This is a genomic window from Streptomyces sp. NPDC057694, from assembly GCF_042799415.1.
Classification (GTDB): Bacteria; Actinomycetota; Actinomycetes; order Streptomycetales; family Streptomycetaceae; genus Streptomyces.
The window spans coordinates 235,644-261,272 of the sequence record NZ_JBHVIX010000005.1 but is presented as its reverse complement, the minus strand read 5'-3'; the positions used below and the strand labels follow the sequence as shown (position 1 = coordinate 261,272).

The 25,629-nt window shown below is 69.7% G+C and carries 28 protein-coding genes and 1 riboswitch; of the genes, 2 read left to right on the top strand and 26 right to left on the bottom strand.

Going from position 1 to position 25,629, the window contains the following annotated elements; all coding sequences use genetic code 11:
- Positions 1–16 precede the first annotated feature (16 nt).
- From ACFVDP_RS15455 to rlmN, 4 genes are all read right to left on the bottom strand, one after another.
- Positions 17–1,072: an ABC transporter ATP-binding protein gene (locus ACFVDP_RS15455; RefSeq protein WP_383489117.1), complete on the bottom strand. Its 1,056-nt coding sequence runs from the start codon at positions 1,070–1,072 to the stop codon at positions 17–19.
- Complete coding sequence (locus ACFVDP_RS15450) at positions 1,072–2,757, bottom strand: ABC transporter permease (protein WP_383489114.1); 1,686 nt, start codon at positions 2,755–2,757, stop codon at positions 1,072–1,074. Before ACFVDP_RS15450 ends, ACFVDP_RS15455 begins: the two co-directional genes overlap by 1 nt.
- Positions 2,733–3,824 carry a thiamine ABC transporter substrate binding subunit gene (locus ACFVDP_RS15445; RefSeq protein ID WP_383489112.1) on the bottom strand — a complete coding sequence of 364 codons (1,092 nt, stop codon included), beginning with the start codon at positions 3,822–3,824 and terminating at the stop codon, positions 2,733–2,735. Before ACFVDP_RS15445 ends, ACFVDP_RS15450 begins: the two co-directional genes overlap by 25 nt.
- An 80-nt stretch (positions 3,825–3,904) precedes the next feature.
- A riboswitch (TPP riboswitch) is annotated at positions 3,905–4,010 on the bottom strand.
- 43 nt (positions 4,011–4,053) lie between these two features.
- On the bottom strand, positions 4,054–5,160 hold the full coding sequence (rlmN, locus tag ACFVDP_RS15440) for a 23S rRNA (adenine(2503)-C(2))-methyltransferase RlmN (protein WP_383489109.1): 1,107 nt from the start codon (positions 5,158–5,160) through the stop codon (positions 4,054–4,056).
- A gap of 333 nt (positions 5,161–5,493) precedes the next feature.
- Between rlmN and ACFVDP_RS15435 the strand changes: the two genes are divergently transcribed.
- Entirely contained in the window at positions 5,494–5,895 is a 402-nt protein-coding gene (locus ACFVDP_RS15435) for an SgcJ/EcaC family oxidoreductase (RefSeq protein WP_383489106.1), read from the top strand.
- Positions 5,896–6,605: 710 nt separating this feature from the next.
- Here the strand turns inward: ACFVDP_RS15435 and ACFVDP_RS15430 are convergent.
- The 5 genes from ACFVDP_RS15430 to rpsB form a co-directional block, all read right to left on the bottom strand.
- Entirely contained in the window at positions 6,606–7,805 is a 1,200-nt protein-coding gene (locus ACFVDP_RS15430) for a phosphatidate cytidylyltransferase (RefSeq protein WP_383489103.1), read from the bottom strand.
- Positions 7,806–7,837: 32 nt separating this feature from the next.
- Positions 7,838–8,395 (bottom strand): ribosome recycling factor, encoded by a 558-nt coding sequence (frr, locus tag ACFVDP_RS15425; RefSeq protein WP_353944974.1) that lies wholly within the window; start codon positions 8,393–8,395, stop codon positions 7,838–7,840.
- Between the two features lie 180 nt (positions 8,396–8,575).
- A complete protein-coding gene (gene pyrH, locus ACFVDP_RS15420) occupies positions 8,576–9,349 on the bottom strand; it encodes a UMP kinase (protein WP_383489100.1) in 774 nt (257 codons plus the stop codon).
- 171 nt (positions 9,350–9,520) lie between these two features.
- Positions 9,521–10,357 carry a translation elongation factor Ts gene (gene tsf, locus ACFVDP_RS15415; RefSeq protein ID WP_383489097.1) on the bottom strand — a complete coding sequence of 279 codons (837 nt, stop codon included), beginning with the start codon at positions 10,355–10,357 and terminating at the stop codon, positions 9,521–9,523.
- A 132-nt stretch (positions 10,358–10,489) separates the two neighbouring features.
- Positions 10,490–11,416, bottom strand: a complete 927-nt coding sequence (gene rpsB / locus ACFVDP_RS15410) for a 30S ribosomal protein S2 (protein WP_383489095.1) — start codon at positions 11,414–11,416, stop codon at positions 10,490–10,492.
- Between the two features lie 269 nt (positions 11,417–11,685).
- Here rpsB and ACFVDP_RS15405 point away from each other — a divergent pair, with 269 nt between their 5' ends.
- Positions 11,686–12,348 carry a peptidoglycan DD-metalloendopeptidase family protein gene (locus tag ACFVDP_RS15405; RefSeq protein WP_383489092.1) on the top strand — a complete coding sequence of 221 codons (663 nt, stop codon included), beginning with the start codon at positions 11,686–11,688 and terminating at the stop codon, positions 12,346–12,348.
- A gap of 41 nt (positions 12,349–12,389) precedes the next feature.
- Here ACFVDP_RS15405 and ACFVDP_RS15400 read toward each other — a convergent pair whose 3' ends face one another.
- The 17 genes from ACFVDP_RS15400 to ACFVDP_RS15320 all read right to left on the bottom strand — a co-directional run bounded on the left by ACFVDP_RS15400 (position 12,390) and on the right by ACFVDP_RS15320 (position 25,539).
- A complete protein-coding gene (locus ACFVDP_RS15400) occupies positions 12,390–12,947 on the bottom strand; it encodes a TetR/AcrR family transcriptional regulator (RefSeq protein ID WP_383489561.1) in 558 nt (185 codons plus the stop codon).
- 165 nt (positions 12,948–13,112) lie between these two features.
- On the bottom strand, positions 13,113–13,952 hold the full coding sequence (gene whiG, locus ACFVDP_RS15395; RefSeq protein ID WP_383489089.1) for an RNA polymerase sigma factor WhiG: 840 nt from the start codon (positions 13,950–13,952) through the stop codon (positions 13,113–13,115).
- A 395-nt stretch (positions 13,953–14,347) separates the two neighbouring features.
- Positions 14,348–15,526 (bottom strand): DNA-processing protein DprA, encoded by a 1,179-nt coding sequence (dprA, locus tag ACFVDP_RS15390; RefSeq protein ID WP_383489086.1) that lies wholly within the window; start codon positions 15,524–15,526, stop codon positions 14,348–14,350.
- Positions 15,523–17,142: a YifB family Mg chelatase-like AAA ATPase gene (locus ACFVDP_RS15385; RefSeq protein WP_383489083.1), complete on the bottom strand. Its 1,620-nt coding sequence runs from the start codon at positions 17,140–17,142 to the stop codon at positions 15,523–15,525. Before ACFVDP_RS15385 ends, dprA begins: the two co-directional genes overlap by 4 nt.
- Positions 17,142–17,525, bottom strand: coding sequence for a YraN family protein (locus tag ACFVDP_RS15380; RefSeq protein ID WP_383489080.1), 384 nt, complete (start codon positions 17,523–17,525; stop codon positions 17,142–17,144). Before ACFVDP_RS15380 ends, ACFVDP_RS15385 begins: the two co-directional genes overlap by 1 nt.
- Before the next feature lie 117 nt (positions 17,526–17,642).
- On the bottom strand, positions 17,643–17,951 hold the full coding sequence (locus ACFVDP_RS15375; RefSeq protein WP_005311352.1) for a DUF2469 domain-containing protein: 309 nt from the start codon (positions 17,949–17,951) through the stop codon (positions 17,643–17,645).
- A 55-nt stretch (positions 17,952–18,006) separates the two neighbouring features.
- Complete coding sequence (locus ACFVDP_RS15370; protein ID WP_383489077.1) at positions 18,007–18,525, bottom strand: NUDIX hydrolase; 519 nt, start codon at positions 18,523–18,525, stop codon at positions 18,007–18,009.
- A complete protein-coding gene (lepB, locus tag ACFVDP_RS15365; protein WP_383489074.1) occupies positions 18,518–19,258 on the bottom strand; it encodes a signal peptidase I in 741 nt (246 codons plus the stop codon). Before lepB (ACFVDP_RS15365) ends, ACFVDP_RS15370 begins: the two co-directional genes overlap by 8 nt.
- A 92-nt stretch (positions 19,259–19,350) precedes the next feature.
- Positions 19,351–20,316, bottom strand: coding sequence for a signal peptidase I (gene lepB, locus ACFVDP_RS15360; protein ID WP_383489071.1), 966 nt, complete (start codon positions 20,314–20,316; stop codon positions 19,351–19,353).
- On the bottom strand, positions 20,204–21,316 hold the full coding sequence (gene lepB, locus ACFVDP_RS15355; RefSeq protein ID WP_383489068.1) for a signal peptidase I: 1,113 nt from the start codon (positions 21,314–21,316) through the stop codon (positions 20,204–20,206). Before lepB (ACFVDP_RS15355) ends, lepB (ACFVDP_RS15360) begins: the two co-directional genes overlap by 113 nt.
- Positions 21,309–22,052, bottom strand: coding sequence for a signal peptidase I (lepB, locus tag ACFVDP_RS15350; RefSeq protein WP_383489065.1), 744 nt, complete (start codon positions 22,050–22,052; stop codon positions 21,309–21,311). The genes lepB (ACFVDP_RS15355) and lepB (ACFVDP_RS15350) overlap by 8 nt, the downstream gene beginning before the upstream one ends.
- Before the next feature lie 45 nt (positions 22,053–22,097).
- A complete protein-coding gene (rplS, locus tag ACFVDP_RS15345) occupies positions 22,098–22,448 on the bottom strand; it encodes a 50S ribosomal protein L19 (protein WP_037886451.1) in 351 nt (116 codons plus the stop codon).
- A gap of 133 nt (positions 22,449–22,581) precedes the next feature.
- Entirely contained in the window at positions 22,582–23,403 is an 822-nt protein-coding gene (trmD, locus tag ACFVDP_RS15340) for a tRNA (guanosine(37)-N1)-methyltransferase TrmD (protein WP_383489062.1), read from the bottom strand.
- Positions 23,400–23,963, bottom strand: coding sequence for a ribosome maturation factor RimM (gene rimM, locus ACFVDP_RS15335; RefSeq protein WP_383489059.1), 564 nt, complete (start codon positions 23,961–23,963; stop codon positions 23,400–23,402). Before rimM ends, trmD begins: the two co-directional genes overlap by 4 nt.
- 100 nt (positions 23,964–24,063) lie before the next feature.
- On the bottom strand, positions 24,064–24,303 hold the full coding sequence (locus ACFVDP_RS15330; protein ID WP_254369541.1) for an RNA-binding protein: 240 nt from the start codon (positions 24,301–24,303) through the stop codon (positions 24,064–24,066).
- Positions 24,304–24,305: 2 nt separating this feature from the next.
- The gene (gene rpsP, locus ACFVDP_RS15325; RefSeq protein WP_164303140.1) at positions 24,306–24,728 is read right to left on the bottom strand and encodes a 30S ribosomal protein S16; all 423 of its coding nucleotides are present in this window, start codon (positions 24,726–24,728) and stop codon (positions 24,306–24,308) included.
- A 214-nt stretch (positions 24,729–24,942) separates the two neighbouring features.
- Entirely contained in the window at positions 24,943–25,539 is a 597-nt protein-coding gene (locus ACFVDP_RS15320) for a hypothetical protein (RefSeq protein WP_351450286.1), read from the bottom strand.
- Positions 25,540–25,629: the final 90 nt, after the last annotated feature.

Sequence of the window (25,629 nt, the reverse complement as noted above, 5' to 3'; positions counted from 1 at the left end):
TGTACGTCCGGACCGCTCAGCCGTCCAGGACCACGATGTCGTCCGCGTCGAAGGCGACGCCCACCTCGTCCCCCACCTCGGGGGCCTCCCGCAGCGCGCACGCCGCCTCCAGCCGGGGCGCGGGCGTGTCCATGGGGTGCAGGTGCAGCGCGACGTGCGTGCCCCGGAAGGTGCGGGCGGCGACGGTGCACGTCACCTGTGCCTCGTCGGCGGGCACCAGACGCACTCCGGCCGGCCGTACGAGGATGTGCGCGGCCCCCTGCGCCGTCCCGGCGGGCACAGGCACCTTGCCCCAGGGGGTGACGGCGACCTCGCCGGAGACGGCCGCCTCCACGACGTTGTCGAAGCCCAGGAAGCGCGCCACGAACTCGTCGGCCGGCCGCTGCCACACCTCAAGGGGCGTACCGGACTGGGCGATCCGCCCGTCCCGCATCACCACGACCCGGTCGGCCAGCGCGAAGGCCTCCCCCTGGTCGTGGGTGACGGCGAGGACGGTGGTCCCCAACTCGCCGAACAGCTCGCGGAGTTCGACGACGAGCCGCTCCCGCAGGGACCGGTCGAGCTGCCCGAGCGGCTCGTCCAGCATCAGCAGCCGGGGCCGCGGCGCCAGCGCCCTGGCCAGGGCGACGCGCTGCTGCTCACCGCCGGAGAGCGCGGCGACGGCCCGCCGCTCGGCGCCGGGCAGTCCGACGAGGGCGAGCAATTCACTTACGCGGTCGGCCTGTTCGCTCTTCGAGGCGCCGTGCATGCGCAGTCCGAAGGCGACGTTGCCGCCGACGTCGCGCTGCGGGAACAGCTGGTGGTCCTGGAACATCAGGCCCACGCCCCGCTTGTGCGCGGGCACTCCGCGCTGGTCGCGCCCGCCGAGCAGCACCCGCCCCGAGTCGAGGTCCTGGAGCCCCGCGACGGCCCGCAGCAGCGTCGACTTCCCGCTGCCGCTGGGCCCGAGGACGCACACGATCTCGTGCTCGGCGACCTCCAGGCCGACCGTGTCGAGCACGGCCCGCCCGCCGAACCGCACGGTGGCGTCGCCCAGTTCCAGCAGGGGCGGCGGTTCCAGTGGAGACGGCATCAGAACTCCCCGGTCGTGGCCTTCGCAGGCCGGATGCGTTCGAGCAGCAGCAGGCAGACGGCGCAGACGAGCATCAGGATCGTCGAGAGGGCCATCGCCTGACCGTAGTTGAGGTCGCCTGCGCGGCCGAGGAGACGGGCCACGGCGACGGGCAGGGTCGGGCTGTCGGGCCGCGCGATGAACACGGTCGCCCCGAACTCGCCCAGCGAGACGGCGAAGGCGAAGCCCGCGGCGACCAGCAGCGCCCGCCGCACCATCGGCAGATCGACCTCCCGCCAGGCCCGCAGCGGTGAGGCGCCGAGCACGGCGGCGGCCTCCCGCAGCCGTCCGTCGACGGCGCGCAGCACCGGCAGCATGGTCCGTACGACGAAGGGCACGCCCACGAGCGCCTGCGCGAGCGGCACCAGGATCCAGGAGGCCCGCAGATCGAGCGGGGGCTTGTCGAGGGTGATGAGGAACCCGAATCCGACGGTCACCGCGGACACGCCCAGCGGCAGCATCAGCAGCGCGTCGAAGCCGCGCACGAGCCGCCCGGCCCGGCGGGTCAGCGCCGCCGCCGCGAGGCCGCCGATCAGCAGCGCGATGGCGGTGGCGGCGACCGCGTACTCCAGCGAGTTCGCGATGGCGTTGATGGGCGGTACGAGGAAGGTCCCGCCGTCGGACGACAGCAGCGCCCGGTAGTAGCCGAGCCCGAACCCGTCCGCCGTGTCGAACGAGCGCAGCACCAGCACGCCGAGCGGCAGCAGGATCAGTACGACGACGCTTGCGAGCACCCCGCCCAGCAGGGCCCACTGCCCGGCGCCGCGCGGCCTGCGGGCGGTCTGCGAGGCGTCGACGAGCCGCAGGGCGCTCTCCCGGCGGCGCACGGTCCAGGCGTGCAGAGCGAGGATCAGGCCGACGGCGGCGAACTGCACCAGGGTGAGCACGGCGGCGGTCGGCAGGTCGAAGATCTGCGCGGTCTGCCGGTAGATCTCGACCTCCAGCGTCGAGAACCCGGGCCCGCCGAGGATCTGCACGACGCCGAACGAGGTGAAGGTGAACAGGAAGACCATCAGCGCGGCGGCGGCCACGGCGGGCCCGAGCGCGGGCAGCGTGACCCTCCGCCAGGCGGCGAGGCGCGAGGCGCCGAGCATCCGCGCGGCCTCCTCCTGACGCGGGTCGAGCTGCGCCCACAGGCCGCCCACGGTGCGTACGACGACCGCGTAGTTGAAGAAGACGTGCGCGAGCAGGATCGCCCACACCGTGGTGTCGAGCCGCACCCCCCACAGCTCGTCGAGCAGGCCGCCCTGCCCGAGGAGGGCGAGGAAGGCGGTGCCGACGACCACGGTCGGCAGCACGAACGGCACGGTCACCACCGCCCGCAGCAGCTGCTTGCCGGGGAAGTCGAGGCGCGCGAAGACATAGGCTCCCGGCAGCGCGATCAGCAGCGTGAGCGCGGTCGACGCGAGCGCCTGCCACACGGTGAACCACAGCACGTGCCGGATGTCGGACTGCCCGAGCACCTCGGTGATCCGCCCGAACTGCCAGCCGCCGTCGACGTGCAGCCCGCGCTGGACGATCGCGACGACGGGCCAGGCGAAGAAGACCGCGAAGAACACGACGGGCAGGACCATCAGGCCCAGCCGCGCCGCGTTCCCGTGGGACGCCTTCCGGCCGCCTCCTACTTCAGTACGAGCGAGGTCCACGCCTTGACCCAGTCGTCACGGTTTTCGGCGATCTTGCGCGGCGCCATCGTCTCGGCGTCGTCGACCGGGACCGCGTACTTGGTGTACGCGGCGGGCGCGGTGGCGTTCTTCGTCACCGGGTCGACGAACATGTTGAGCGGCATGTCCTCCTGGAACTTCTTGGAGATCAGGAAGTCGATGAGCGCCTGCCCGCCTTTCTCGTTCTTCGCGCCGTCGAGCAGCCCGGCGAACTCGATCTGCTGGAAGCAGGTCCCCTTCGCCACCCCGACCGGCGAGGTCTTCGGCTGCGGGTCGGAGTAGATGGCCTCGACCGGCGGCGACGACGCGTAACTCACGACGAGCGGCCGCTCACCGCCCGCCTTCTTGCCGCCGGCGCTCCCGCTGAACTCCTCGTTGTAGGCCTGCTCCCAGCCGTCGACGACCTTCACGCCGTTGGCCTTGAGCTTCTTCCAGTAGCCCTGCCAGCCGTCGTCGCCGTAACTCGCGGCGGAGCCGAGCAGGAAGCCGAGGCCGGGCGACGAGGTGGACGCGTTCTCGGTGACGAGCAGGTCCTTGTACTCGGGCTTCGTCAGGTCGGCGAAGGACGACGGCGGCGTCAGGTGGTGCTGCTCGAAGTACTTCTTGTCGTAGTTGACGCAGATGTCGCCGGTGTCGATCGGCGTGACCCGGTTCTTCTGGGCGTCGAGCTGGTACTGCTCCTTCACCTCGCTCAGGCCCTTGGCCTTGTAGGAGGCGAAGACGCCGTTGTCGAGGGCGCGCGAGAGCAGGGTGTTGTCGACGCCGAAGAAGACGTCGCCCTGCGGATTGCCCTTGGACAGGATGGCCTTGTTGACGGCCTCTCCGGCGTCGCCGTCCTTGAGGACCTTCACCTGGTACCCGGACGACTTCTCGAAGTCGGCGAGCACGCTCTTGGAGACGGCCCACGAGTCGTGGCTGACGAGCGTGACGGTCTTGGAGTCGCCGCCCGAGCCCGCGGTGTCCGAGGACGACCCGCACGCGGACAGCGTGACCAGGCCGAGCCCCACGGCCACGGCGACGGCCGCGAGCGGATAGGTCTTCTTGCTCACTAGATTTCCTCCTGGGGGTGTCCAGGAAGAGACGCGGCCCTGCCCCGGGACCTCGACGGTCCCAGGGCAGGGCGCAACAGCTTGAGTGGTGACCGAACTTCCTACCCAGAATGACCTGGGCAAGGTTCAGAGGGTCTGCGGTCATTACCGCACTCTCAGCGCTGTGGCGCTCCCCTGTCGGAATATGAAGATGTTTCGACGAGTGTACGTACGACGTACGGCTGCCAGGCTACCGCTCGGTCGCCGCGAGCTGACCACACGCCCCGTCGATCTCCTGGCCACGGGTGTCGCGCACGGTCACGGGCACGCCGTGGGCGGCGATCGCCTCGACGAACGCCTTCTCGTCCTCGGGCCGCGACGCCGTCCACTTCGACCCGGGTGTCGGGTTCAGCGGAATGAGGTTGACGTGCACCGGCTTGCCACGGAGCAGCCGGCCGAGCCGGTCACCGCGCCACGCCTGGTCGTTGATGTCCCGGATGAGCGCGTACTCGATGGACAGCCGGCGCCCGGACTTGGCGGCGTACTCCCACCCGGCGTCGAGCACCTCGCGGACCTTCCACCGGGTGTTGACCGGTACGAGGGTGTCGCGCAGCTCGTCGTCAGGCGCGTGCAGCGAGATGGCGAGGCGGCACTTGAAGCCCTCGTCGGAGAAGCGGTGGATGGCGGGCACGAGTCCCACGGTCGACACGGTGATGCCGCGCTGGCTCAGCCCGAGCCCGTCCGGCTCGGGATCGGTGAGCGCGCGAATGGACTGGACGACCCGCTTGTAATTGGCGAGCGGCTCCCCCATCCCCATGAACACGATGTTGCTGAGCCGGGCCGGCCCACCGGGGATCTCCCCGTCCCTGAGCGCCCGCATCCCGTCCACGATCTGGTGCACGATCTCACCGGTCGACAGGTTCCGGTCGAGACCGGCCTGCCCGGTGGCACAGAACGGACAGTTCATCCCGCACCCGGCCTGCGACGAGATACACATCGTCACCCGGTCCGGATACCGCATGAGGACCGACTCGACGAGCGTCCCGTCGAACAGCCGCCACAGCGTCTTGCGCGTGGTGTCCTGGTCGGTCGACAGATGCCGCACGACGGACATCAGCTCGGGCAGCAGCGCTTCCCGCAGCTTCTCCCGCGACGCGGCGGGAATGTCGGTCCACTGCTCGGGGTCGTGCGCGTACCGCGCGAAGTAGTGCGCCGACAGCTGCTTGGCACGGAACGGCTTCTCGCCAACAGCAGCGACAGCCTCCTTCCGCTCCGCAGGAGTCATATCGGCGAGGTGCCGCGGCGGCTTCTTGGCTCCGCGGGGGGCGACAAAGGTGAGTTCTCCGGGCTTAGGCATGGCTGTACCAGTGTCGCAGATGGATGGGCGTGACCTGGGGTCGTCGCGCTGGGCGCCTGTCACTGTCGGTAGCGTCTGATCACTGCTGAGCGGCCACGGGCGGCCCGGTGGCGGCCCGAAACCCTCGGCTTCCCCATGTCTGACCAGCTAGCTTCGCGGCCCGAGCACAGCCACGCCTCGTCGCCTCGACTCGCCAGGTGATCGGCCGACCATCTGATCAAGAAGCCTAGATCAGTGGAGTGAAGCGGCCATTGCTGGAGGCGGAGAGCTGTCCCTCCGATCGACACCCAGCATCCGAAAGCCCTTGACCTCAAGCGCAGTTGAGATTCCAGCATGATTCACATGGATACCAAGAGCGCCGACACCAAGGCCATCGAACAGATCATTGCCACCGTCGAGCAGACGCAGCGCGCCAAAGATGCCACGGGCTTCCTCGCGCTCTTCCACTCTGATGCCGTCTGGACGACCGCTCACGGCAAAGTCCTCATCGGCCTCGACGCCATCGCCGAGTTCACCCGCGCCGTGCTGCCCAACGCCACCTGGGACGGTGATGTCACGTACGAGGCAGTGCACATCCAGTTCCTGCGACCCGACGTGGCGGCTGTCAAGATTCGGCAGGTCTACCACTCGGCAGACGGCGACACGGAAGGCTCCCCGCTCTACATCATGACCAAGCAGAGTGACGGCGACTGGCTGCTGCATGTCGGCCAGAACACCGAGGTCCGGGCTGGTTAGAAACTGGGCGAGTGAACTACGCCCCGACCCACCACTCACGCCAGCTCCCATCCCGTCCGCCTTACGAGCTCGGGCTCGATGACGCCTCAAAGGCAGCGAGGATCTCCTGGGCATACCGGTCCCGTGGGGCGAGCTCGTCGATCGTTTCGGTTCAGCCGCCGGGCATGGACGTCCGTGTGCGCCAGGTCCATGCCTGGCGCTGCGGATGTACGCACACTTGATGCCGTCGAGCCAGGTGCACACGAGAATGCCAGGGACCGGGGCGCCGGCCGCGCTCCTTCGACGGCGGTCTGTCGCAGAGGCGTCGCAAGCGGGCCTGGCGTCCGCGGGGTCACGAGCCGCACGATGTCCGGGCAGCCTCCGACCGAAGGGAACGCGGTGAGTGACATGCGCCGAGGCGCGACGGCGTCAGCCGGTGTTCTTCCACCCCGAGCGGCATGGACCGTGCGGTGGTCCCCATGGCTGTTCTGGCCACTGCTCGTCGTGTCCGGCGCTCTCCTGGTCCGGAGGATCGCGGACGGCGCCCCAGTGGGACAGATCCTGGCCTCCGCAGCCCAAGTACTGGTCTGGGCTGTGTTGCTGGTCAATCGACGGATCGTATGGCGCCGCCACCTGAAGGCGAGCGAATAGCGCCCGACACCGGCTGCCGCAACGCAGAAGGGGCGGGCACCCAATAGGTGCCCGCCCCTTCTCCGTCAGCTCGCGTCAGGTCAGGCGGACCCGACGAACAGCACCAGCAGCAGCCACACCACAGGCGCCGTCGGCAGCAGGGAGTCCAGGCGGTCCATGATGCCGCCGTGGCCCGGGAGCAGGGTTCCCATGTCCTTGATGCCGAGGTCCCGCTTGATCATGGATTCGCCGAGGTCACCCAGGGTCGCGCTGGCCGCGACGCAGGCGCCGACGACCAGGCCCTGCCACCAGGTCCCGTCGTCGATCAGGAACTGCATGCACAGGACGCCCGCCACCATCGCGAAGAGCACCGCACCGAAGAGGCCCTCGCGGGTCTTTCCGGGGCTGATGCGCGGCGCGAGCTTGTGCTTGCCGAAGCGCCAGCCGATCGCGTACGCGCCGGTGTCGCTGACCACGGTCAGGATCAGGAAGGTCAGAACCCGCCAGGCCCCGTCGTCCGCGGTGAGCATCATCGCCACGAACGTCGCGAGGAAGGGAACGTAGAAGGCGGCGAAGACCCCGGCCGTCACGTCCTTCAGATAGCCCTCGGGCGGCTCGGTCATCCGCCACACCAGGACCGCGAGCGCGGTCAGCGCCATCGCCACCCACGCGCCCTCGGGCCCACGGACGTAACCGGCGACGACCATCGCCGCGCCACCGACGGCGAGCGGCACGAGCGGCGCCTTGATGCCCTTGCGCTCCTCGAGCCGCGAGGTGAGCTCCCACAGGCCCACCACGACGGCGACCGCTATCACGCCGATGAACACCGCCTTGACGATGAACAGCGACGCGATGATCACGGCACCGAGCCCGACGCCGACCCCTATGGCCGCACCGAGATCCCGCCCCGCGCTCTTCTTCTGCTGAGGCTGCGGCTGGGGCTCGGGCTGCTGGGGCTGAGGCGCTGCGCCGGTCATGGGCTCCTGTGGGCCGGTCTGCGGCTCGGGCGGAGCCAGCGGAGCGGCCGCCTCGTCGCGGAACAGGGGACCGCTCAGCCGAGCAGCCCCCCGGTCGTCCTGGTCGTCACCGCCACCGGCGGGCACGTCGGGCATATCGGGCACGATGGGCATGGGCCGAGTCTCCTCAACCGCGTGCCGTTCGTACGCGGGACCCGCCGGAGCGCGTCCCTGGTCGTACGAGGGGCCCTGACCGTAGGCGGGACCTGCCGGGGCCCGGTCCTGATCAGCGGGCCCCCAGTACCCGGGCCCGGTCTGCGGCGCCCCCCAGGAAGAGTCGTTCACAGATTCCTCGAACCTCGATGTTCCGCGCTGCCTCAGACTTCGAGCAGCTCGGCTTCCTTGTGCTTGAGCAGCTCGTCGACCTGGGCCACGTACTTGGCGGTGGTGTCGTCGAGTTCCTTCTCGCCGCGACGGCCCTCGTCCTCGCCGATGTCGCCGTCCTTGATCGCCTTGTCGATGGCTTCCTTGGCCTTGCGACGGACGGAACGGATGGACACCTTGCTGTCCTCCGCCTTGCTCTTGGCGACCTTGATGTAGTCGCGGCGGCGCTCCTCGGTGAGCTCGGGGAACGTCACACGAATGATGTTGCCGTCGTTGCTCGGGTTGACGCCCAGGTCCGAGTCACGGATCGCCTGCTCGATGTTGCGCAGCGCGCTCTTGTCGAACGGGGTCACCACGGCCATCCGCGGCTCGGGCACCGAGAACGAGGCCAGCTGGTTGATCGGCGTCAGCGCACCGTAGTAGTCAGCCACGATCTTGTTGAACATCGCCGGGTGCGCACGGCCGGTGCGGATCGCGGCGAAGTCCTCCTTGGCGACCACGACGGCCTTCTCCATCTTCTCCTCGGCCTCGAGGAGGGTCTCTTCGATCACCACTTGCTCCTGCGTGTCTTGAGTGGGGCCCGGCATGCACGGGGCGGCCGGCTGCGTCGCGTCTGTTGCTTCCCGCGCGGTGTACTCGCGCGGCTTCCTGCGGTGTCCTGCGGTGTCCTTGCACGGTGTCCGACCGGCAGGACATTGTCCATCCCTCGCGGGGTGTCACGGACCTGAGGGTCAGGCGCGGGTGCCCTGCTCGCCCACCAGCGTCCCGATCTTCTCACCCTTGACGGCGCGCGCGATATTGCCCGACGTGAGGAGCTCGAAGACGAGGATCGGCAGCTTGTTGTCACGGCACAGGGTGATCGCGGTCATGTCGGCGACCTTCAGGTCGCGCGTGATGACCTCGCCGTAGCCGAGCGCGTCGAACTTCACGGCTTCGGGGTTGGTCTTCGGGTCCGAGTCGTAGACACCGTCGACACCGTTCTTACCCATGAGCAGCGCCTCGGCGTCGATCTCCAGGGCGCGCTGCGCGGCGGTGGTGTCGGTGGAGAAGTACGGCATGCCCATGCCGGCGCCGAAGATGACGACGCGGCCCTTCTCCAGGTGGCGCACGGCGCGCAGCGGGATGTACGGCTCGGCGACCTGGCCCATCGTGATGGCGGTCTGGACGCGGCTGTCGATGCCCTCCTTCTCCAGGAAGTCCTGGAGGGCCAGGCAGTTCATGACCGTACCGAGCATGCCCATGTAGTCCGAGCGGGCCCGGTCCATGCCGCGCTGCTGGAGCTCGGCACCGCGGAAGAAGTTGCCGCCGCCGATGACGACGGCGATCTGCCACCCGTCACGGACCACGGCCGCGATCTCCCGGGCGATGGCGTGCACCACATCGGGGTCGACACCCAGACCCCCGCCCCCGGCGAACGCCTCACCGGAGAGCTTCAGCAGAAAGCGCCCCGCGCCTTTGCCGTCGTCGCTCTTGTCGCCCTTGTCTGCAGCCTGGGTGCTGGTCATGGATTCTCGCCTCTTCTTGCTTGGCACACATACGAAGAAGGCCATTGCCGATGGGGTGTTTCGCAACCCATGCGCGGCAATGGCCTCCTCGTCACATCTGCGGTCGTCCAGTGCGTACCCGGACGACTGCTGTCGACCCTAGCGGGGTCTCGCGTCGGACGCGGTACGGACTCAGATGCCGACCTTGATGCGCGAGAAGCGCTTCAGGGTGACACCAGCCTCCTGGAGGACCTTCTCGACCGACTTCTTGTTGTCGAGCGCGTACGGCTGGCCGAGGAGCGTGGCCTCCTTGAAGAAGCCGTTGACGCGACCCTCGACGATCTTCGGGAGCGCGGCCTCGGGCTTGCCCTCGGCGCGGGTGGTCTCCTCGGCGACGCGACGCTCGGACTCGACGACCTCGGCCGGGACGTCGCCCTTGGTGAGGTACTTCGGCGCGAAGGCGGCGATGTGCTGCGCGACACCCTTGGCGAGGTCGGCGTCGGCCTTGTCCAGCTCGACCAGAACACCGATCTGCGGGGGCAGGTCGGGCATGGTGCGGTGCATGTAGGCCGTGACGTACGCGCCGGAGAACTGGGCGAAGCGCTCCAGGACGATCTTCTCGCCCAGCGTGGCGTTGGCCTCGTCGACGTACGCCTGGACGGTCTTGCCGGCCTCGATCTCCGAGGCGAGCAGGGCGTCGATGTCGGCGGGCGACGTCTTGGCGATGTGCGCGGCCAGCTCGTTGGCGACGGCCTGGAACTTCTCGCCCTTGGCGACGAAGTCCGTCTCGCACTTCAGCTCGACGATGACGCCGGTCGAGTTGTCGTCGGCGATGAGGGAGACGACCGCGCCGTTCTCGGCGGAGCGGCCCTCGCGCTTGGCGACGCCCTTCTGGCCCTTGATGCGGAGCGCCTCGACGGCCTTGTCGACCTGACCGTCGGCCTCGTCGAGCGCCTTCTTGCAGTCCATCATGCCGGCGCCCGTGAGCTCGCGGAGCTTCTTGACGTCAGCGGCGGTGTAGTTCGCCATGATCCTGGTTTTCTCTCTACGAAGTCTGAAGTGTCTGACGACGAAAGGTCGTACGGAGGATGGTCACGGGTGAACGGCGGGGGCCTTGTGGGGCCCCCGCCGTCACCTCATGAAACCGAAATCCCGTACGAGTCAGGCCTGCTCGGCCTCAGCGGCCGGAGCCTCGGCGACCGGGGCCTCAGCGGCGGGAGCCTCGGCGGCGGGGGCCTCAGCGGCCGGCGCCTCCGCGGCGGGAGCCTCGGCAGCAGCCGGGGCCTCCTCAGCCTTCTCGTCGGCCTTCTTCTCACCCTCGAGCAGGTCGCGCTCCCACTCGGCGAGGGGCTCGCCGGCGGCCTTCTCGCCCGGCTTCTGGTCGCCCGTGGCCACGCCGGAACGGGCGATGAGGCCCTCGGCGACGGCGTCGGCGATCACGCGGGTGAGCAGGGTGACGGAGCGGATCGCGTCGTCGTTGCCCGGGATCTTGTAGTCGACCTCGTCGGGGTCACAGTTCGTGTCGAGGATCGCGACGACCGGAATGTTGAGCTTCCGGGCCTCGCCGACAGCGATGTGCTCCTTCTTGGTGTCCACGATCCAGACGGCGCTGGGAACCTTGGACATCTCGCGGATACCGCCGAGGGTCTTCTCCAGCTTGGCCTTCTCGCGCGAGAGCACGAGAAGCTCCTTCTTGGTGAGACCGGACGCGGCGACGTCCTCGAAGTCGATCTGCTCGAGCTCCTTGAGGCGCTGCAGACGCTTGTAGACGGTCGAGAAGTTGGTGAGCATGCCGCCCAGCCAGCGCTGGTTCACGTAGGGCATGCCGACGCGGGTCGCCTGCTCGGCGATGGCCTCCTGCGCCTGCTTCTTCGTACCGACGAACATGACCGTGCCGCCGTGGGCGACGGTCTCCTTGACGAACTCGTAGGCGCGGTCGATGTACGACAGCGACTGGAGCAGGTCGATGATGTAGATGCCGTTGCGCTCCGTGAAGATGAAGCGCTTCATCTTCGGGTTCCAACGACGGGTCTGGTGACCGAAGTGGACGCCGCTCTCCAGCAGCTCCCGCATCGTGACGACGGCCATGGCCGTACTCCTCTGAGTGTTCTCGGTTGTTTCCTGACGCCCCGATGCGCGCCTGCCTCGTGCGTGAGCACGGGACCGAAAGGCGCTGACACGAACCCGAAAGGGCCCGGTGTCGGGGCGTGCGAAGTCGATCCGGTGGGCCGGATCGCCACATGAAGTGTACGGGACCCTGGAGGTACCGGGTGACGTCGCTGTCCACAACCGCCGGGTAGTCCACGTTTCCCGGCCAAGATCCCCCGGAACGTGCCGGTTCGCGGATCATTTCCGCCATGCGACGACTACTGAGCGTGACTATTTTTCTGGCGGTGCTGAGCGTCGGGGCCGCCGGTGCAGCGGTGCACGCGGCCGGTCTCTGGCCGGTGGGCGACCGCCCTGCAGTGGTACGCGCCTGGTCCCCGCCTGCGACGCCCTACGGCCCGGGCCACCGCGGCGTGGACCTCGCGGCCCCGATCGGCGCCCCGGTAAGGGCGCAGGCCGCCGGCCGGGTCTCCTTCGCGGGCCGGGTGGCGGGACGAGGCGTGGTGTCCATGGAGCTGACGGGCACCGGGGACCCGCCCCTTCGCACGACGTACGAGCCGGTGACGCCCACCGTGGCGAAGGGCGACGAGGTCGCGCCGGGCCAGGTGCTCGGCACCTTGGAACTCCCGACGGGCCACTGCCCGCCCACGGCTCCGTCGTGCCTGCACTGGGGCCTACTGAGAGGCGACACGTACCTGGACCCGCTGTCACTGCTGGACCCATCGCTGCTGCGGCACAGGCCCGCACGCCTACTGCCCGTATGGGACATCGCCCCCACCGCCTCGGGCAATCTGCCGCCGCTCGCCTACCCCGCCTCGGGCAATCTGCCGCCCGCCGCTTCCCGCCCCGCCGCCTTGGGCAATCTGCCACCATGGGCGGCAGGGTGGGCAAGGCGGCGCCCCGGCGCGGGGTGAGCGCTCCGCCGGCCCCAGCCGCAGCACCGCCGAAACCGACCTCAGCCCTGAACGCCCCGCAGCACCATGCCCACGGCGGCATCCACGATCACACCCGGCTCCTCGGCGGCCCCGAGCTCGATCCGCCGCACCGCCGCATCGACAACCCCCTGAACCAGCATCGCCGCGAGCCGGGGCTGCCCATGCCCCATCTCCCCCAGCGCCTCGACGATCATCGCGACGAGCCCACCGTGCGCGGCCCGGATCTTCTCCCGGGCCCCCGCGTCCAGCTCACTCGCGGAGATGGCGACGACAGCCCGGTGCCGCCGGTCCCCGACCAGTGCCAGCTGCTCCCGCACATACGCCTCGACCTTGCCCTGAGGCGTCGCGGCCCGCGCCATCCCGGCCTCGACCTCGGCGGCCCACACGGGAAAGTCGACCGCGCACAGCTCCTCGACGACGGCAGCGCGGGATTTGAAGTACTCGTACACGGACGACCGCGCGAGCCCCGTCCGCTCCGCGAGAGCGGGGAACGACAGCGCCTCCGTCCCACCCTCGGACAGCAGGGAACGCGCGGCATCCAGAAGGGCCGCGCGCTGCATAGACCGGTGCTCGGCCACAGAGGCCGCTCGAATCCTTGGCACACATCCACTGTACGGACGCGCCGCCCGCTACGGGAGCCTCAGCGGACTCGGCCGCCCGGCACCCACCCACTCACGGGCCACCGATCACGGGTCGCCGATCATGGCAGGGACGATTCGCCACCGCCGGTCACCGATGCGCCGTCAGCGTCCGAAACTCGCCAGCTTCGCACGCAGCTGCAACACCGACTTCGTGTGGATCTGGCTGACCCGGCTCTCCGTCACGCCCAGCACATTGCCGATCTCGGCGAGGGTCAGCCCCTCGTAGTAGTAGAGCGTGACGACGGTCTTCTCCCGCTCGGGCAGCGTATTGATCGCCCGCGCCAGGAACTGCCGCAGCTCCCGGTCCTCGGCGACCTCCACCGGATTGTCGGCGGCCTGGTCCTCGAGGGTGTCCATGAGGCTGAGCCGGTCGCCACCCTCACCCCCGACGTGCAACAGCTCCTCCAGCGCCACCACGTTCGCCAGGGACAACTGGCTGAAAACGGCGTGCAGTTCCTCCAGCGCCACGCCCATCTCCTCGGCCACCTCACTCTCCGAGGGAGAGCGCCGCAGCTTGGCCTCCAGCGTGGCGTAGGCCCGCTCCACATTGCGCGCCTTCTGCCGCACGGACCGGGGGATCCAGTCCAGGGCCCGCAGTTCGTCGATCATCGCGCCGCGGATCCGGGTGATCGCGTACGTCTCGAACTTGATCTCCCGCTCGATGTCGAACTTCTCGATCGCGTCGATCAGCCCGAAGACCCCGGACGAGACGAAGTCGGCCTGCTCGACATTGGGCGGCAGCCCGACGCTCACCCGGCCGGCGACGTACTTCACCAGCGGCGAGTAGTGCAGGATCAACTGCTCCCGCAGCCGCTCGTCGCCCGTCGCCTTGTACGACCTCCACAGCTCCTCGAGAGAGGAGGGGGCCGGAGGCCGCACGCTGGAGCCGCGGGCTGCGGGGGGAACCGCCGCCCGGTCGGATCCGGAGGTGTGCTGTGGCATGCGCCGCCTTGTGCCGTTCTGCTGCGTACCGAGTGAGTCGGAGAGGGTGCCCCGGGTCGGGGCCTGAGCCTGGGCCTGAGTGCTGCCCGTGGTCCTGGTCGTGGAAGCCGCTGGGATCTTTTTGCTGGTGAAGATGCCGTGTTGCCCGTCTAGTGATGACTGGTACCGAGCTGCCTGCCTGATTACGGATTGAGGTGACGAACCCGAATCCTGGTGAGCGTAGCGTGACTGCAGCGTCGCAGTGTGCGAAGGGTAAGGGATCGTACGCGCGCAGATACGTTCCCTTGGGCGACTTGCGCAGACGCTTCCGGTACCGAACGCGATCGGGACGGAGCGTCAACTGCCGGAATTGCCAAGGTCATCGAGGGGTCATCCGGACGGCGCAACACCGTGGGTCAGCAGGCGCCTCCGTCCGGAAAGACCGACTGGATCGCCTGGCGTGTCAACTTCCAGCCGTCGCCGTGTCGTTCGACGAACCCCAACGAGCGCAGTTCGTACAACCGACCGGTCGTGTCGTCGTCGGTCGCACCGGCCTCCCGGCCGACCTCGGCGAGTGTCCGCGTCCCGCGCGCCGGCAGTGCCGCGAGCACGCGTGCGGTGGCCGGGCCCAACAGGTCGCGCGGCACCACGGGGCCGCGCCGCTCCGGCGCGAGCTCCCCCATCTCACCGACCAGCTCGACGACTTCCTCGGCGTCCGTCACCAGCACCCCCTCCTTGCGCAGCAGTTCGTGGACCCCGGCGGAGACAGCACTGGTCGCCGGTCCCGGCACGCCCATCACGTGCCGCCCCAGTCGCAGCGCCCAGCGGGCCGTGCCCAGCGCCCCGCTGCGGTAGGCCGCCTCGACCACGACCGTGCCTCGGGTGAGTGCGGCGATCACCCGGTTCCGCAGAATGAAGCGGCTGGGCGTGGGATGGGCGCCCGGTGGCAACTCGCCGACCACAAGACCCTGTTCCGCGACCCGGTCGATCAACTGCTCGTGCCCTCGCGGATAGGTGCGATCGATGCCGCAGGCGAGGACGGCCACCGTGGCCCCGGTGGCGCCGAGCGCCCCGCGATGGGCCGCGGCGTCGATGCCGTACGCGCCGCCGGAGACGACCACCCAGCCGCGCTCGGCGAGCCCGGCGCCGAGGCTCGCGCCCATCCGTACCCCGTAGTCCGTGCAGGCCCGCGCTCCCACCACGGCCACCGAGCGCAGCGCCCACATCCGCAGGGAGGCGCCGCCCCGCACCCACAGCCCGAGGGGGCGTGCGTCCCCCAGGTCGTCCAGCTGTCCCGGCCACTCGGGGTCCCCCGGGCACACGAAGCGCGCCCCGAGCCGGCCGGTCCGCGTCAGGTCGAGGTCCGCGGGCGGCGCTTCACGGGCCCGCGCCACCAGGCCCGCCCAGCGCGCCTCGCGCACCCCGGGCAGCGCCGGGTCCGTCGCTCCCTCGTCGGCCTCATCGATACGCCGCACCGTCTCCACCGCCCCGAACTCCCGCAACCACCGGCCGGCCGGCTCCCACCCGGGCTCCACGATCCGGGTCAGCCGTGCCCGTGCCAGCCGCACCTCGTTCGGGACGCTCCGCCCGGTCATGTGCCGGACCCGATCGTCATGGGCGCCCCGCGCGAGATGCCGGTCCGCAGTTGCAGCGCGAGCGCCACGTCCTGGGCGCAGGGCCGGTCGCGCCCGGCGAGGTCAGCCACGGTCCAGGCCACCCGCAGCACCCGGTCGAGCCCTCGGGCGGTCAGGAAGCCGCGCTCCAGGTCCAGTTCGGCCTCGTCCAGGGCGCCCGGGGCCACGGGCCACCGGGTGCGCAGGGCGTGGCCCGGCACCTCGGCGTTGGTCCGCCACGGGGACTCCGCGAACCGGGCCGCCGCCCGCTCCCTGGCCTGGCGCACCCGGTCGGCGACGAGCCGGGTGGAGTCGCCCCGGGGGCCGTACCCCGCCAGTTCGTTGCGCGTGACGGGGTCCACCTCGACCCGCAGGTCGACGCGGTCGAGCAGCGGTCCGGAGAGTCGGCTCTGATAGCGCCGGACCGCGGCGGGCGGGCAGTCGCACTCGCCTCCGTGCACCCGGAACTGCCCGCAGGGGCAGGGGTTCGCGGCGAGTGCCATCAGGAAGCGGGCGGGCAACCGGACCACTCCCGCGCTCCGGGCGATGACGACATGCCCCGCCTCCAGCGGCTGCCGCAGGGCGTCGAGGGCCCGGCCGCTGAACTCCGGCGCCTCGTCGAGGAAGAGCACCCCGCGGTGGGACAGCGAGACGGCTCCCGGCCGTGCCATCCCCGGTCCGCCGCCGACGAGGGACTGCATGGTCGCCGAGTGGTGCGGCGCGCAGTACGGCGCGATGTCGATCATCGACTTGCCCGGTGGCAGCATGCCCGCCACCGAGTGGATCGCCGTGACCTCCAGCGACTCCTCGCGGGTGAGCGGGGGCAGGATCGCGGGCAGCCGCTCGGCGAGCATGGTCTTGCCCGCTCCCGGCGGACCCGACAGCATCACGTGGTGGCCGCCCGCCGCGGCGACCTCGATCGCGGTGCGGGCCGACAGCTGGCCGACGACATCGGCGAGATCGAGGCCCTGTCCGTCGTGCAGCGGGCCGCCGATTCCGGCGCCCGCCCCGCTGCCGGGCATGCTCAGTCCGGCGAGCATCGGGTCGGGGCGGCCGTGCGTCTCCGGTTCCTCGTCCGGCACCGGCTCGTCCGCCAGGACCGCGATGAGCTGGCGCAGGCTGCGCACGCCGAGGACGGAGATGCCCGGCACGAGCGCTGCCTCGCCCGCCGTGGACTCCGGGACCACCACCTGCTCGTAGCCCGCGTCGGCCGCGGCGAGCACGGCCGGGAGCACCCCGCGCACGGGCCGCACCCGGCCGTCGAGCCCCAGCTCCCCGATCATCACGATGTCGGCGAGGATCCGCGGATCGATCCGCTCGGCGGCGCCGAGCACGGCGCAGGCGACAGCCAGATCAAAACCCGACCCGCCCTTGGGCACGGAGGCCGGACTGAGCCCCACGGTGAGCTTCTTCTGCGGCCAGTCCGCCCCCGAGTTGACCACGGCGGCCCTGACCCGGTCCCGGCTCTCCACCAGGCTCTTGTCGGGCAGCCCCACGAGCGTGAACGCGGCGACCCCCGGCTCCAGGTCGGCCTGCACCTCGACGACGACGCCCTCGACACCCACCAGGGCTACGGAACACGTACGCGCGAATCCCATCAGGACACCCCCCGCACATGCTCGACGCGGGGCGCGCCACGCTCCGGCAGCAGGACGCCGACGAGGTCGATGCGCACGCCGCCGGGTGGCGCCCCGCCGTGCTCCTGCACCCATCGCTCGGCGAGATCCCGCAGTCGCCGCGCCTTGACCGCGGTGATCGAGGCCATCGGGTCCTCGAAAGCCCTGCCACGGCCCGCGCCGCCCACTGCTCGGCGGGTCTTGACCTCGCACACCACGATCGCGTCGCCGTCCCGCGCCACGATGTCGATCTCGCCCGACCGGCCCGCGCGCCAATTGCGCGCGAGCACCGTCATCCCGGCCTCGGCCAGCCGCCTCGCGGCCAGGTCCTCGCCGTACTTCCCCAGTGCTCCCTGTGCGTTCACGTCGGCACCACCTCCGACGCCCACGCTGACGCAGCGGCGAAAAGGAAGTGGATCTTGGTGAACTACCGGCAGGTTGTGGAGAACCCCGTCACCCGCCCGAGGGACAGCGTGCCGAACTCAGCTTCCCGGAAGCTCCAGGTCGCTCTTGTTCAGCTCTTCGATATTCACGTCCTTGAACGTGAGAACGCGAACCTGCTTCACGAACCTGGCAGGCCGGTACATGTCCCACACCCAGGCATCCGCCATCGACACCTCGAAGAACACCTCACCCTGAACCGAGTGCACCTGCATCTCATAGTCGTTGGTGAGGTAAAAACGCCGCTCGGTCTCGATCACATATTTGAACAGACCGACGACGTCGCGGTACTCCCGGTAGAGCTTCAGCTCCATCTCGGTCTCGTACTTCTCGAGGTCCTCGGCGCTCATGGCATGTTCCCCTTCAGCCGTGCGTCCCCCTATTGTGCGCCAGTCTCCGGGGCCTCTAGACGATTTCCGTGTCGAGGACCAGCGGCCGGCTCGGGGGACCTTCGCCGAACAGCCGATTCAGCAGCTCGGCGAGTCTGGTCGGATACACCGTCTCATGCGCTTCGGCCAGTTCCTGGTACGTCCACCAGCGTGCTCCGGCGACGCTGCGGCGTTCCAGGTCGGTCAGGCCCGATTCATTGATCATCGACTCCGCTTCCAAGGCCACCGGATGCCGGGTACGGGCCAGGAAGTACCACTCGTCCTGGTCCCAGCGCCGCCCGTCGAACGGGAAGGAACACACTCGCTCCCACAGCACAGGGCCCAGCTCGACGTCCGTCACGCCGGTCTCTTCGGCGAGCTCGCGCAGGGCGGCCTGCTCACGGGTCTCGTCGCCCTCCAGGCCGCCGCCCGGGGTGAACCACCAGTCGTTCGACGCGTCGTCCGGTTCGTGCCCGTGCAGCAGCAGGACGCGGTCCTGCGGATCGAGCAGCACGACCCGGGCCACCTTGCGGAGCCCGTCTTCCGGCTCAGACACGGACCGGCTCCGCGGTCCGTGTCCGCGAGCGCCGGCTGCGCTTCGCGGTGGGGCCGTACGCGGCCCCACCGAGCACCAGCACCGCTCCGGCCACCACCGCGTACACCATCCACTTCAGCGGCCCGGGCTGCGAGATCCCGCCGGGCAGCTCCTCGAACCCGGTGGGCTTCGCCAGCATGCCGTTCAGGGGCCAGGCCACGGCGTCCACCCGGGCCTGTACCGCGCCGCGCTCCACCGAGCCCTTCTCCGAGTCGCCGAGGTGGACGCTGGAGTCCAGGGAACCGCTGCGCTCGTCACCGAGCAGGAAGAGACGCCCCTGGGGCACCGTCGTGGACTTGATGCCGGACAGCGAGGCGTTCTTACCGGCCGGCAGATACGGTTCGTCAATCTTCTTGCCGTTGACGGTCAGCTTGCCGTCGGTGCAGCAGGCGATCTTGTCGCCGCCGATGCCGACGACCCGCTTCACCATCGGCATGTCGCCCCAGGTCGCCTCCTGGAAGACGACGACGTCGCCGCGCTTGACCACACTGCCGTCGATGCGCTGCGCGAGGACCCGGTCGCCCGCGCCGATCGTCGGCGTCATCGAGTCGGTGGGCACCGTGTACGGCTGGTACACGAAGGCACCCCACACGAATCCGCCGAGGAACAGCACACAGCCGAGGGCCACGGCTATGCCTGACAGCACGCTGCCGGCCTTGCCGTGGCCCTCGTCCGTACGACGTGTCCTGCTCATCCCAGTTGCTCCCCCGCGTCGGAGAAATCGATCTCGCGGCCCGGCCCCGAAATGGCACGGACCACGGAAGATCGGCGATCTGGGACGGCACCCTACCCGGCGGTACCGGTCCCAGAAACCCTGGTGTTCCCGTCGGTAAGGCCCTTGGTGATCTTGCGCCTGCGCCAGATCACCAGCGGCACCGCACCCGCGAGGCCGAGCGCGCCCGGAGCCGCGCTCGCCGCCGCGGCGATCCCGGACTGGTCGAAGGTGTCCGGCACGGGCAGCGTGGACCAGTGCGTGGGCGGCCAGGCGACGACGATCGCGCGGCCCACGACGTTGTCCACCGGGACGAAGCCGTCGTTCTTGTCGTTCTGGTGGTAGCGGGAGTCCATCGAGTCCTGGCGGTGGTCACCCATGACCCAAACTTTGCCCGCGGGTACCTTCACCTTGAAGGTCCCGCCCGCGTTGTCCGCGCTGCACGGGGTGTTGCCGTCGTAGACGTACGACGTCTCGTTGAGCGCCTTGCCGTTCACCTTGAGCGGGCCCGTGCCCGAGCACTCGACGGTGTCGCCCGCGACGCCGATGACGCGCTTGATGAGGTCCTTCTCGTCGGCGGACGGCATCAGGCCGACCCAGCTCAGCACCTGCTGGATCGCGTTCGGGTCCGCGGTGGGCTCGCCCTCCAGCCAGTCGGCCGGGTCGTGGAAGACGATGACCTCGCCACGGTCCGGCTTCGAGCCGAACCACGGCGTGAGCTTGTCGACGAGCACCCGGTCGCCGATTCTCAGCGTGTTCTCCATCGACGCCGACGGGATCGAGAACGCCTGGACCAGGAACGTCTTGATCAGCAGGGCCAGGACCAGCGCGATTCCGATGAGGAGCGGCAGCTCCTTCCAGAAGGAGCGGGGCTTCTTCGGCTGCCTGCCGGTGTCGTCACCGCCTCCGGTACCCGGGTCCACACCCTCACCGGCTGCGGGACCCTGGTCCGTCACGGCCGGACTCGCCGCGTCGTCGGATCGCCCGGGCTGTTCTTCGGGCCCCTGCCCTGACCGTGCGCCGACCGCCAAGTCCCCCACATCCACTCCTCACTCCGTGCCGCTGCCTGATCCCTACGCGATGCAGGCCCACCACTCCCATAACGAGCGGGAGTTCCGCAGGGGTCGGGAGGGGGATCATTCCGTCCGAATCCGATGCGTTCGAACTCATGACGGCGCTGTTCGTGGTGGCCACCTTATGCGACGCGCCGGACGCGGCGGTCGATCCGTCGCCTTGCGCGTCGGCCACGGCCGAGAACGTTTCAGGCTCGCCCAGAGTGGCCCAGTCGCCGATCGGCCACACGATGGCACGGGCCCGTCCCACAACCGACTCCTCGGAGACCGTGCCGTGGTACGCCTCGGTGAGGTGGTAGCGGGAGTCCGCCGAGTTGGCACGGTGGTCGCCCATCACGAACAGACGGCCTTCGGGAACCTTCACCGAAAAATCGAACTTGGAGGGGGTGTTGCCGGGGTGGATGTACGAAGTCTCGTTCAGCGGCGTCCCGTTCACGGTGACGCGGCCCTGCTTGTCGCAGCACTTCACGGTGTCCCCGCCGACACCGACGACCCGCTTGATCAGATCGCGGTCGTTGTCGGAGGGCAGCAGACCGATCCAGGTCAGGCCCTCCTTGATCTGCTTGACGCCGACCGGCGGGTCCTTCTTCTGGCCCGTCTCCGCCGTCAGCCACTTGCCGGGGTCCTTGAAGACGACGACGTCCCCGCGGTGCACGTCGGCGCCGAACCAGGGGGTGAGCTTGTCCACCACGACCCGGTCGCCGATCTTGATCGTCTGCTCCATGGAGCCGGACGGGATCACGAAGGCCTGGACGAGGAACGTCTTCAGGACGAGGGCTATGAGCAGGGCCACGCCTATGAGGAGGGGTATCTCCTTGAGCGCCGAGCGCCTGCGCTTGCGCTTCACCTTGCGCGCGAGCTTGCGCCGCTCCGCCCGCCCGGGGTGCGCCGGCCCGCTGGTGGGCCGGCTCCCGGTGGGCAGCCGCTCGTCGCTCTCGCCGCCGGGCGCCCTGCCCCGCCTACCCATGGGAGCCGCCGGGGGCGGGCACGCGCGCGTAGACGTCCGCCCGGGACAGGGAGCGCCAGTGTCCGGTCGGCCAGGCGACCCATTCGGCCTTGCCGATCACATGGTCGAGGGGGAGGAAACCGCCGCCGGGTGCGCCCAGGAGTTCCCGGGAGTCCCGGGAGTCGCTGCGGTGGTCGCCGAGCAGAAAGAGGGTCCCGTCGGGAACCTTGATGTCGAACGACACCTCAGAGGGCGCGTCTCCGGCATACAGGAGGGACCGCTCGTCCACGGACTGCCCGTTCACCTCGATCCTCCCCCTGCTGTCGCAGCAGACCACATGGTCTCCCCCCACACCCACGACGCGCTTGATGTAGTCGGCCTCACCGAAGTACCCGTCGCCGTCGAAGACGACCACGTCTCCCCGCTTCGGTTCGGCACCGAAACGGTACGCCAACTTATTTACGAGAACGCGGTCCCCGACCCTCAATGTGCTCTCCATGGAGCCGCTGGGAATCTGGAACGGCTGCATCACCAGGACGCTGAAGGCGAGCAGGAACGCCAGGCAGCTGAGCAGCGCGAGCGTCACGCGGCCACCGGGCAGCCAGGCGGCGACCGCGTCGATCCCCCGGGACAGACCCCGCCTCAGCGGGTGGGGAGAACGCAAAGAGGAGCGCGACCGGTCCTCCTCGCCCTCCGGGGTGTGTTCCGCGGGCTGGGAGGAGCGGTCGCGCTCCACAGGCTGTGCTTCGGTGTCCATCGAAGCCAGATGCTATCCGGCGACGTGCTGACCCCGAACGCGAGATCAGTTCTCGCGCTTCTCCTTGATCTTCGCGGCCTTGCCGCGCAGCTCGCGCAGGTAGTACAGCTTGGCGCGACGGACGTCACCCTTGGTGACGAGCTCGATCTTCTCGACGATCGGCGTGTGCACCGGGAAGGTGCGCTCGACGCCGACGGAGAAGGAGACCTTGCGGACCGTGAAGGTCTCGCGGACACCGGCGCCCTGGCGGCGGATGACTACGCCCTTGAACTGCTGCACACGCGAGCGGTTGCCCTCGATGACGCGGACGTGGACGTTGACGGTGTCACCCGGGCGGAAGGCCGGGATGTCGCTGCGCAGCGACGCGGAGTCGACGGAGTCGAGCAGGTGAGACATGATCGTCTGCTTTCTTCGCCCGATGCCACAGGTCATCGGCGGGAGGTATGCGATGAGATTCGGTAGCTGATCGCGTCGGGCCTTGCGTCATTCCCCCTGTGGCAGGGGCGCAGGCTGGACGTACAGCAGCGGCCTATTCTTCCACGGCCCCCGGCGTCGGCCCAAATCGGCCGTCGGGGCCGGGCCCCCAGCCCAGGATCGAGAGCATTTCGCGGTCCTTCTTGTCGAAGGCCTTGGGGTCGGTGCGCTCGATGAGGTCGGGGCGGTTGCGCGTGGTGCGGCGCAGCGCCTCGTCGCGCCGCCAGCGGGCGATCTTGCCGTGATGGCCGCTGAGCAGCACGTCGGGGATGTCCCGGCCGCGCCACTCGGGCGGCTTGGTGTACACGGGTCCTTCGAGGAGGTTCGCCATGTCGCCCGGCGCGAAGGAGTCGTCCTGGTGCGAGGCGGCGTTGCCGAGGACACCGGGCAGCAGGCGCGCCACGGCCTCCGTGACGACCAGGACGGCCGCTTCCCCGCCCGCGAGGACGTAGTCGCCGATGGAGACCTCGTAGACCGGCATGCGGGTCGCGTACTCGTCGATGACGCGGCGGTCGATGCCCTCGTAGCGCGCGGGCGTGAAGACCAGCCAGGGGCGCTCGGAGAGCTCGACGGCGAGCTCCTGGGTGAAGGGGCGCCCGGAGGGCGTGGGGACGACCAGGACGGGCCCGTGCGCCCCGTTCTCGTACCCGTCGGCGAGCACCTCGTCGAGGCAGTCGCCCCACGGCTCGGTCTTCATGACCATGCCGGGGCCGCCGCCGTAGGGGGTGTCGTCGACCGTGTTGTGGCGGTCGTGGGTCCACTGCCGCAGGTCGTGCGCGTGGACATCGAGCTGGCCCCGCGCGCGTGCCTTGCCGACGAGGGAGACGTTCAGCGGTTCCAGGTACTCGGGGAAGATCGTGACGACGTCGAGCCTCATGCGGACGCGCCCTCGTCGGGCTCGGCGTCCCGGCTGGAGGCGATCTCGGCGCGGTCGTCGATCAGGCCGGGCGGCGGATCGATGACCGCCTTCTGCTCCTCGAGGTCGATCTCGGTGACGATCTCCTCGACGAACGGGATCATGACCTCGGTGCCGTCGGGCCGCTCCACGATGAACAGGTCCTGCGAGGGCAGGTGCGAGATCTCGGTGATCCGGCCGACCTCGGTGCCGTCGGTCGTGACGACGTCGAGGTCCATGAGCTGGTGGTCGTAGAACTCGTCCTCGTCCTCCGGCAGCTCCTCCGGGTCGACCTCGGCGATCAGGAGGGTGTTGCGCAGCGCCTCGGCCGCGGTCCGGTCCCCTACGCCCGCGAAGCGCAGCAGGAGACGGCCGGAGTGCACCCGGCCGGACTCGATGGTGAGCGGCCCGGTGGAGGCGGGGTCGGTGGCGAGCACCGCACCGGGGCCGAGCCGCAGCTCCGGCTCGTCGGTGCGCACCTCGACGGTGACGTCACCCTTGATGCCGTGGGCGCGGCCGATGCGCCCGACTACCAACTGCACGTCGGAAACTCTCCTGTGTCATACGGCTAGGCCGGGTCAAACGACTCGGGCCGGGGACGGCTCGTAAGCCCTCCCCGGCCCGAGCCGGTGTTCAACTTTGTCAGCGGGCCTGGTCCACGTCGACGAGGTCGACGCGGATGCCACGGCCGCCGATGGCGCCCACGACGGTACGCAGAGCGCGCGCGGTGCGGCCGTTGCGGCCGATCACCTTGCCGAGGTCGTCGGGGTGGACCCGGACCTCCAGCACGCGCCCACGGCGCAGGTTGCGCGAGGCGACCTGCACGTCGTCGGGGTTGTCGACGATGCCCTTCACGAGGTGCTCAAGAGCCTCCTCGAGCATGCTCAGGCCTCGGTCGACTCGGACGCAGCCTCAGCAGCCTCGTCCTTCTTCTCAGCCTTCTTCTTCTGGGTGATGGCCTCACCCTTGGGCTCGTCGGCCGTGGCCAGCGCCTCGAAGGAGGGACGGGCCTTCTTGGGCTCGGCGACCTTCAGCGGCTCGGGGGCCGGCAGACCCTTGTGCTTCTGCCAGTCACCGGTGAGCTTCAGGATGGCCATGACCGGCTCGGTCGGCTGCGCGCCGACACCCAGCCAGTACTGCGCGCGCTCCGAGTCGACCTCGATGCGCGAGGGGTTCTGCACCGGGTGGTACAGGCCGATCTCCTCGATGGCCCGGCCGTCACGGCGGGTACGGGAGTCGGCGACGACGATGCGGTAGTGAGGCGAACGGATCTTGCCCAGACGCTTCAGCTTGATCTTGACTGCCACGGGAGTGGTGTCTCCTGGTCTTGACGTGGGTGGGCACGGCGAGATTGCCGCGTGGGGTTGCGGTACCCGAGTGCCCGATGGACGCGTCAGCCGGAGGAGAGAGGGGTCCTGTTCGACTGCGAGTACAGCTAGCCATTGTGCCATATGCCGAGTGGGCGACCGAACCGGAGTACGGCCGCCCCACGTCGCCCCACCAGGAGCGAGGACCCGCCGGTCACCCGGCGGCCGCGCCCACCACTTCCGGGATACGGAACGGCTTGCCGCAGCCGCCGCACACGATCGGCGCCTGGGCGAGCACCGACGGCACGACGCGGACGTTGCGGCCGCAGTCGCAGACGGCCTTGACGCGGACACCGCCGCCGGAGGAGCCGTGCCGTGCGGCCGGCCCCCGGAAGCTGCGCTTGGTGTCCGCGGCCGTGGCCACCGTGTGGGCCTTCAGCGCGCGCTGGAGCCGCTCGATCGTCTGCCGGTAACGCTGCTTCGCCTCCGGGTTGAGTGTGACCAGCGAGAAACCACTGCTCGGGTGCGGTTCCTCGGGGTGGTCGAGGCCCAGCTCCTCGGCGATGGCCAGGAATCTGCGGTTGTGGTACCGGCCGGCGCGTGAGGTGTCGCGGATTCCGCGCGCGGCTGCGATGCCATGGACTGCCTCGTGAAGCAGTCGCTCGAAGGAGAGTTCGTGTCCGCAGGCGGACGACGACTCCCCGATCAGGGATTCGGGCGCGGCAAGATCCGGCAGTTCGGGGTGGTGCCGCTGAATGTCGGCCCACGCCCCTGCCAGCTCTGCGGCGAGAACAGGTGGTGTCGTGCTCACGTCGTGACAACGAGCCGGGGTGCCTCCGTGTTCCTATTCCGGGGCATCCCAAATAATTTGCACGTACCAGTCAGTTGCCGCTCATGCGTC

Excerpts from the sequence above, each read along its gene's own strand:
- lepB (WP_383489068.1), bottom strand. The coding sequence starts at position 21,316 with ATGGGTAGGCGGGGCAGGGCGCCCGGCGGCGAGAGCGACGAGCGGCTG.
- ACFVDP_RS15385 (WP_383489083.1), bottom strand. The coding sequence starts at position 17,142 with ATGGGATTCGCGCGTACGTGTTCCGTAGCCCTGGTGGGTGTCGAGGGC.
- rlmN (WP_383489109.1), bottom strand. The coding sequence starts at position 5,160 with ATGCCTAAGCCCGGAGAACTCACCTTTGTCGCCCCCCGCGGAGCCAAG.
- rplS (WP_037886451.1), bottom strand. The coding sequence starts at position 22,448 with ATGTCTCACCTGCTCGACTCCGTCGACTCCGCGTCGCTGCGCAGCGAC.
- ACFVDP_RS15330 (WP_254369541.1), bottom strand. The coding sequence starts at position 24,303 with ATGCTCGAGGAGGCTCTTGAGCACCTCGTGAAGGGCATCGTCGACAAC.
- ACFVDP_RS15455 (WP_383489117.1), bottom strand. The coding sequence starts at position 1,072 with ATGCCGTCTCCACTGGAACCGCCGCCCCTGCTGGAACTGGGCGACGCC.
- tsf (WP_383489097.1), bottom strand. The coding sequence starts at position 10,357 with ATGGCGAACTACACCGCCGCTGACGTCAAGAAGCTCCGCGAGCTCACG.
- trmD (WP_383489062.1), bottom strand. The coding sequence starts at position 23,403 with ATGAGGCTCGACGTCGTCACGATCTTCCCCGAGTACCTGGAACCGCTG.
- lepB (WP_383489065.1), bottom strand. The coding sequence starts at position 22,052 with ATGGACACCGAAGCACAGCCTGTGGAGCGCGACCGCTCCTCCCAGCCC.
- ACFVDP_RS15405 (WP_383489092.1), top strand. The coding sequence starts at position 11,686 with ATGCGACGACTACTGAGCGTGACTATTTTTCTGGCGGTGCTGAGCGTC.
- ACFVDP_RS15435 (WP_383489106.1), top strand. The coding sequence starts at position 5,494 with ATGATTCACATGGATACCAAGAGCGCCGACACCAAGGCCATCGAACAG.
- rpsB (WP_383489095.1), bottom strand. The coding sequence starts at position 11,416 with ATGGCCGTCGTCACGATGCGGGAGCTGCTGGAGAGCGGCGTCCACTTC.
- dprA (WP_383489086.1), bottom strand. The coding sequence starts at position 15,526 with ATGACCGGGCGGAGCGTCCCGAACGAGGTGCGGCTGGCACGGGCACGG.
- lepB (WP_383489074.1), bottom strand. The coding sequence starts at position 19,258 with ATGAGCAGGACACGTCGTACGGACGAGGGCCACGGCAAGGCCGGCAGC.
- pyrH (WP_383489100.1), bottom strand. The coding sequence starts at position 9,349 with ATGACCAGCACCCAGGCTGCAGACAAGGGCGACAAGAGCGACGACGGC.
- ACFVDP_RS15375 (WP_005311352.1), bottom strand. The coding sequence starts at position 17,951 with ATGAGCGCCGAGGACCTCGAGAAGTACGAGACCGAGATGGAGCTGAAG.
- whiG (WP_383489089.1), bottom strand. The coding sequence starts at position 13,952 with ATGCCACAGCACACCTCCGGATCCGACCGGGCGGCGGTTCCCCCCGCA.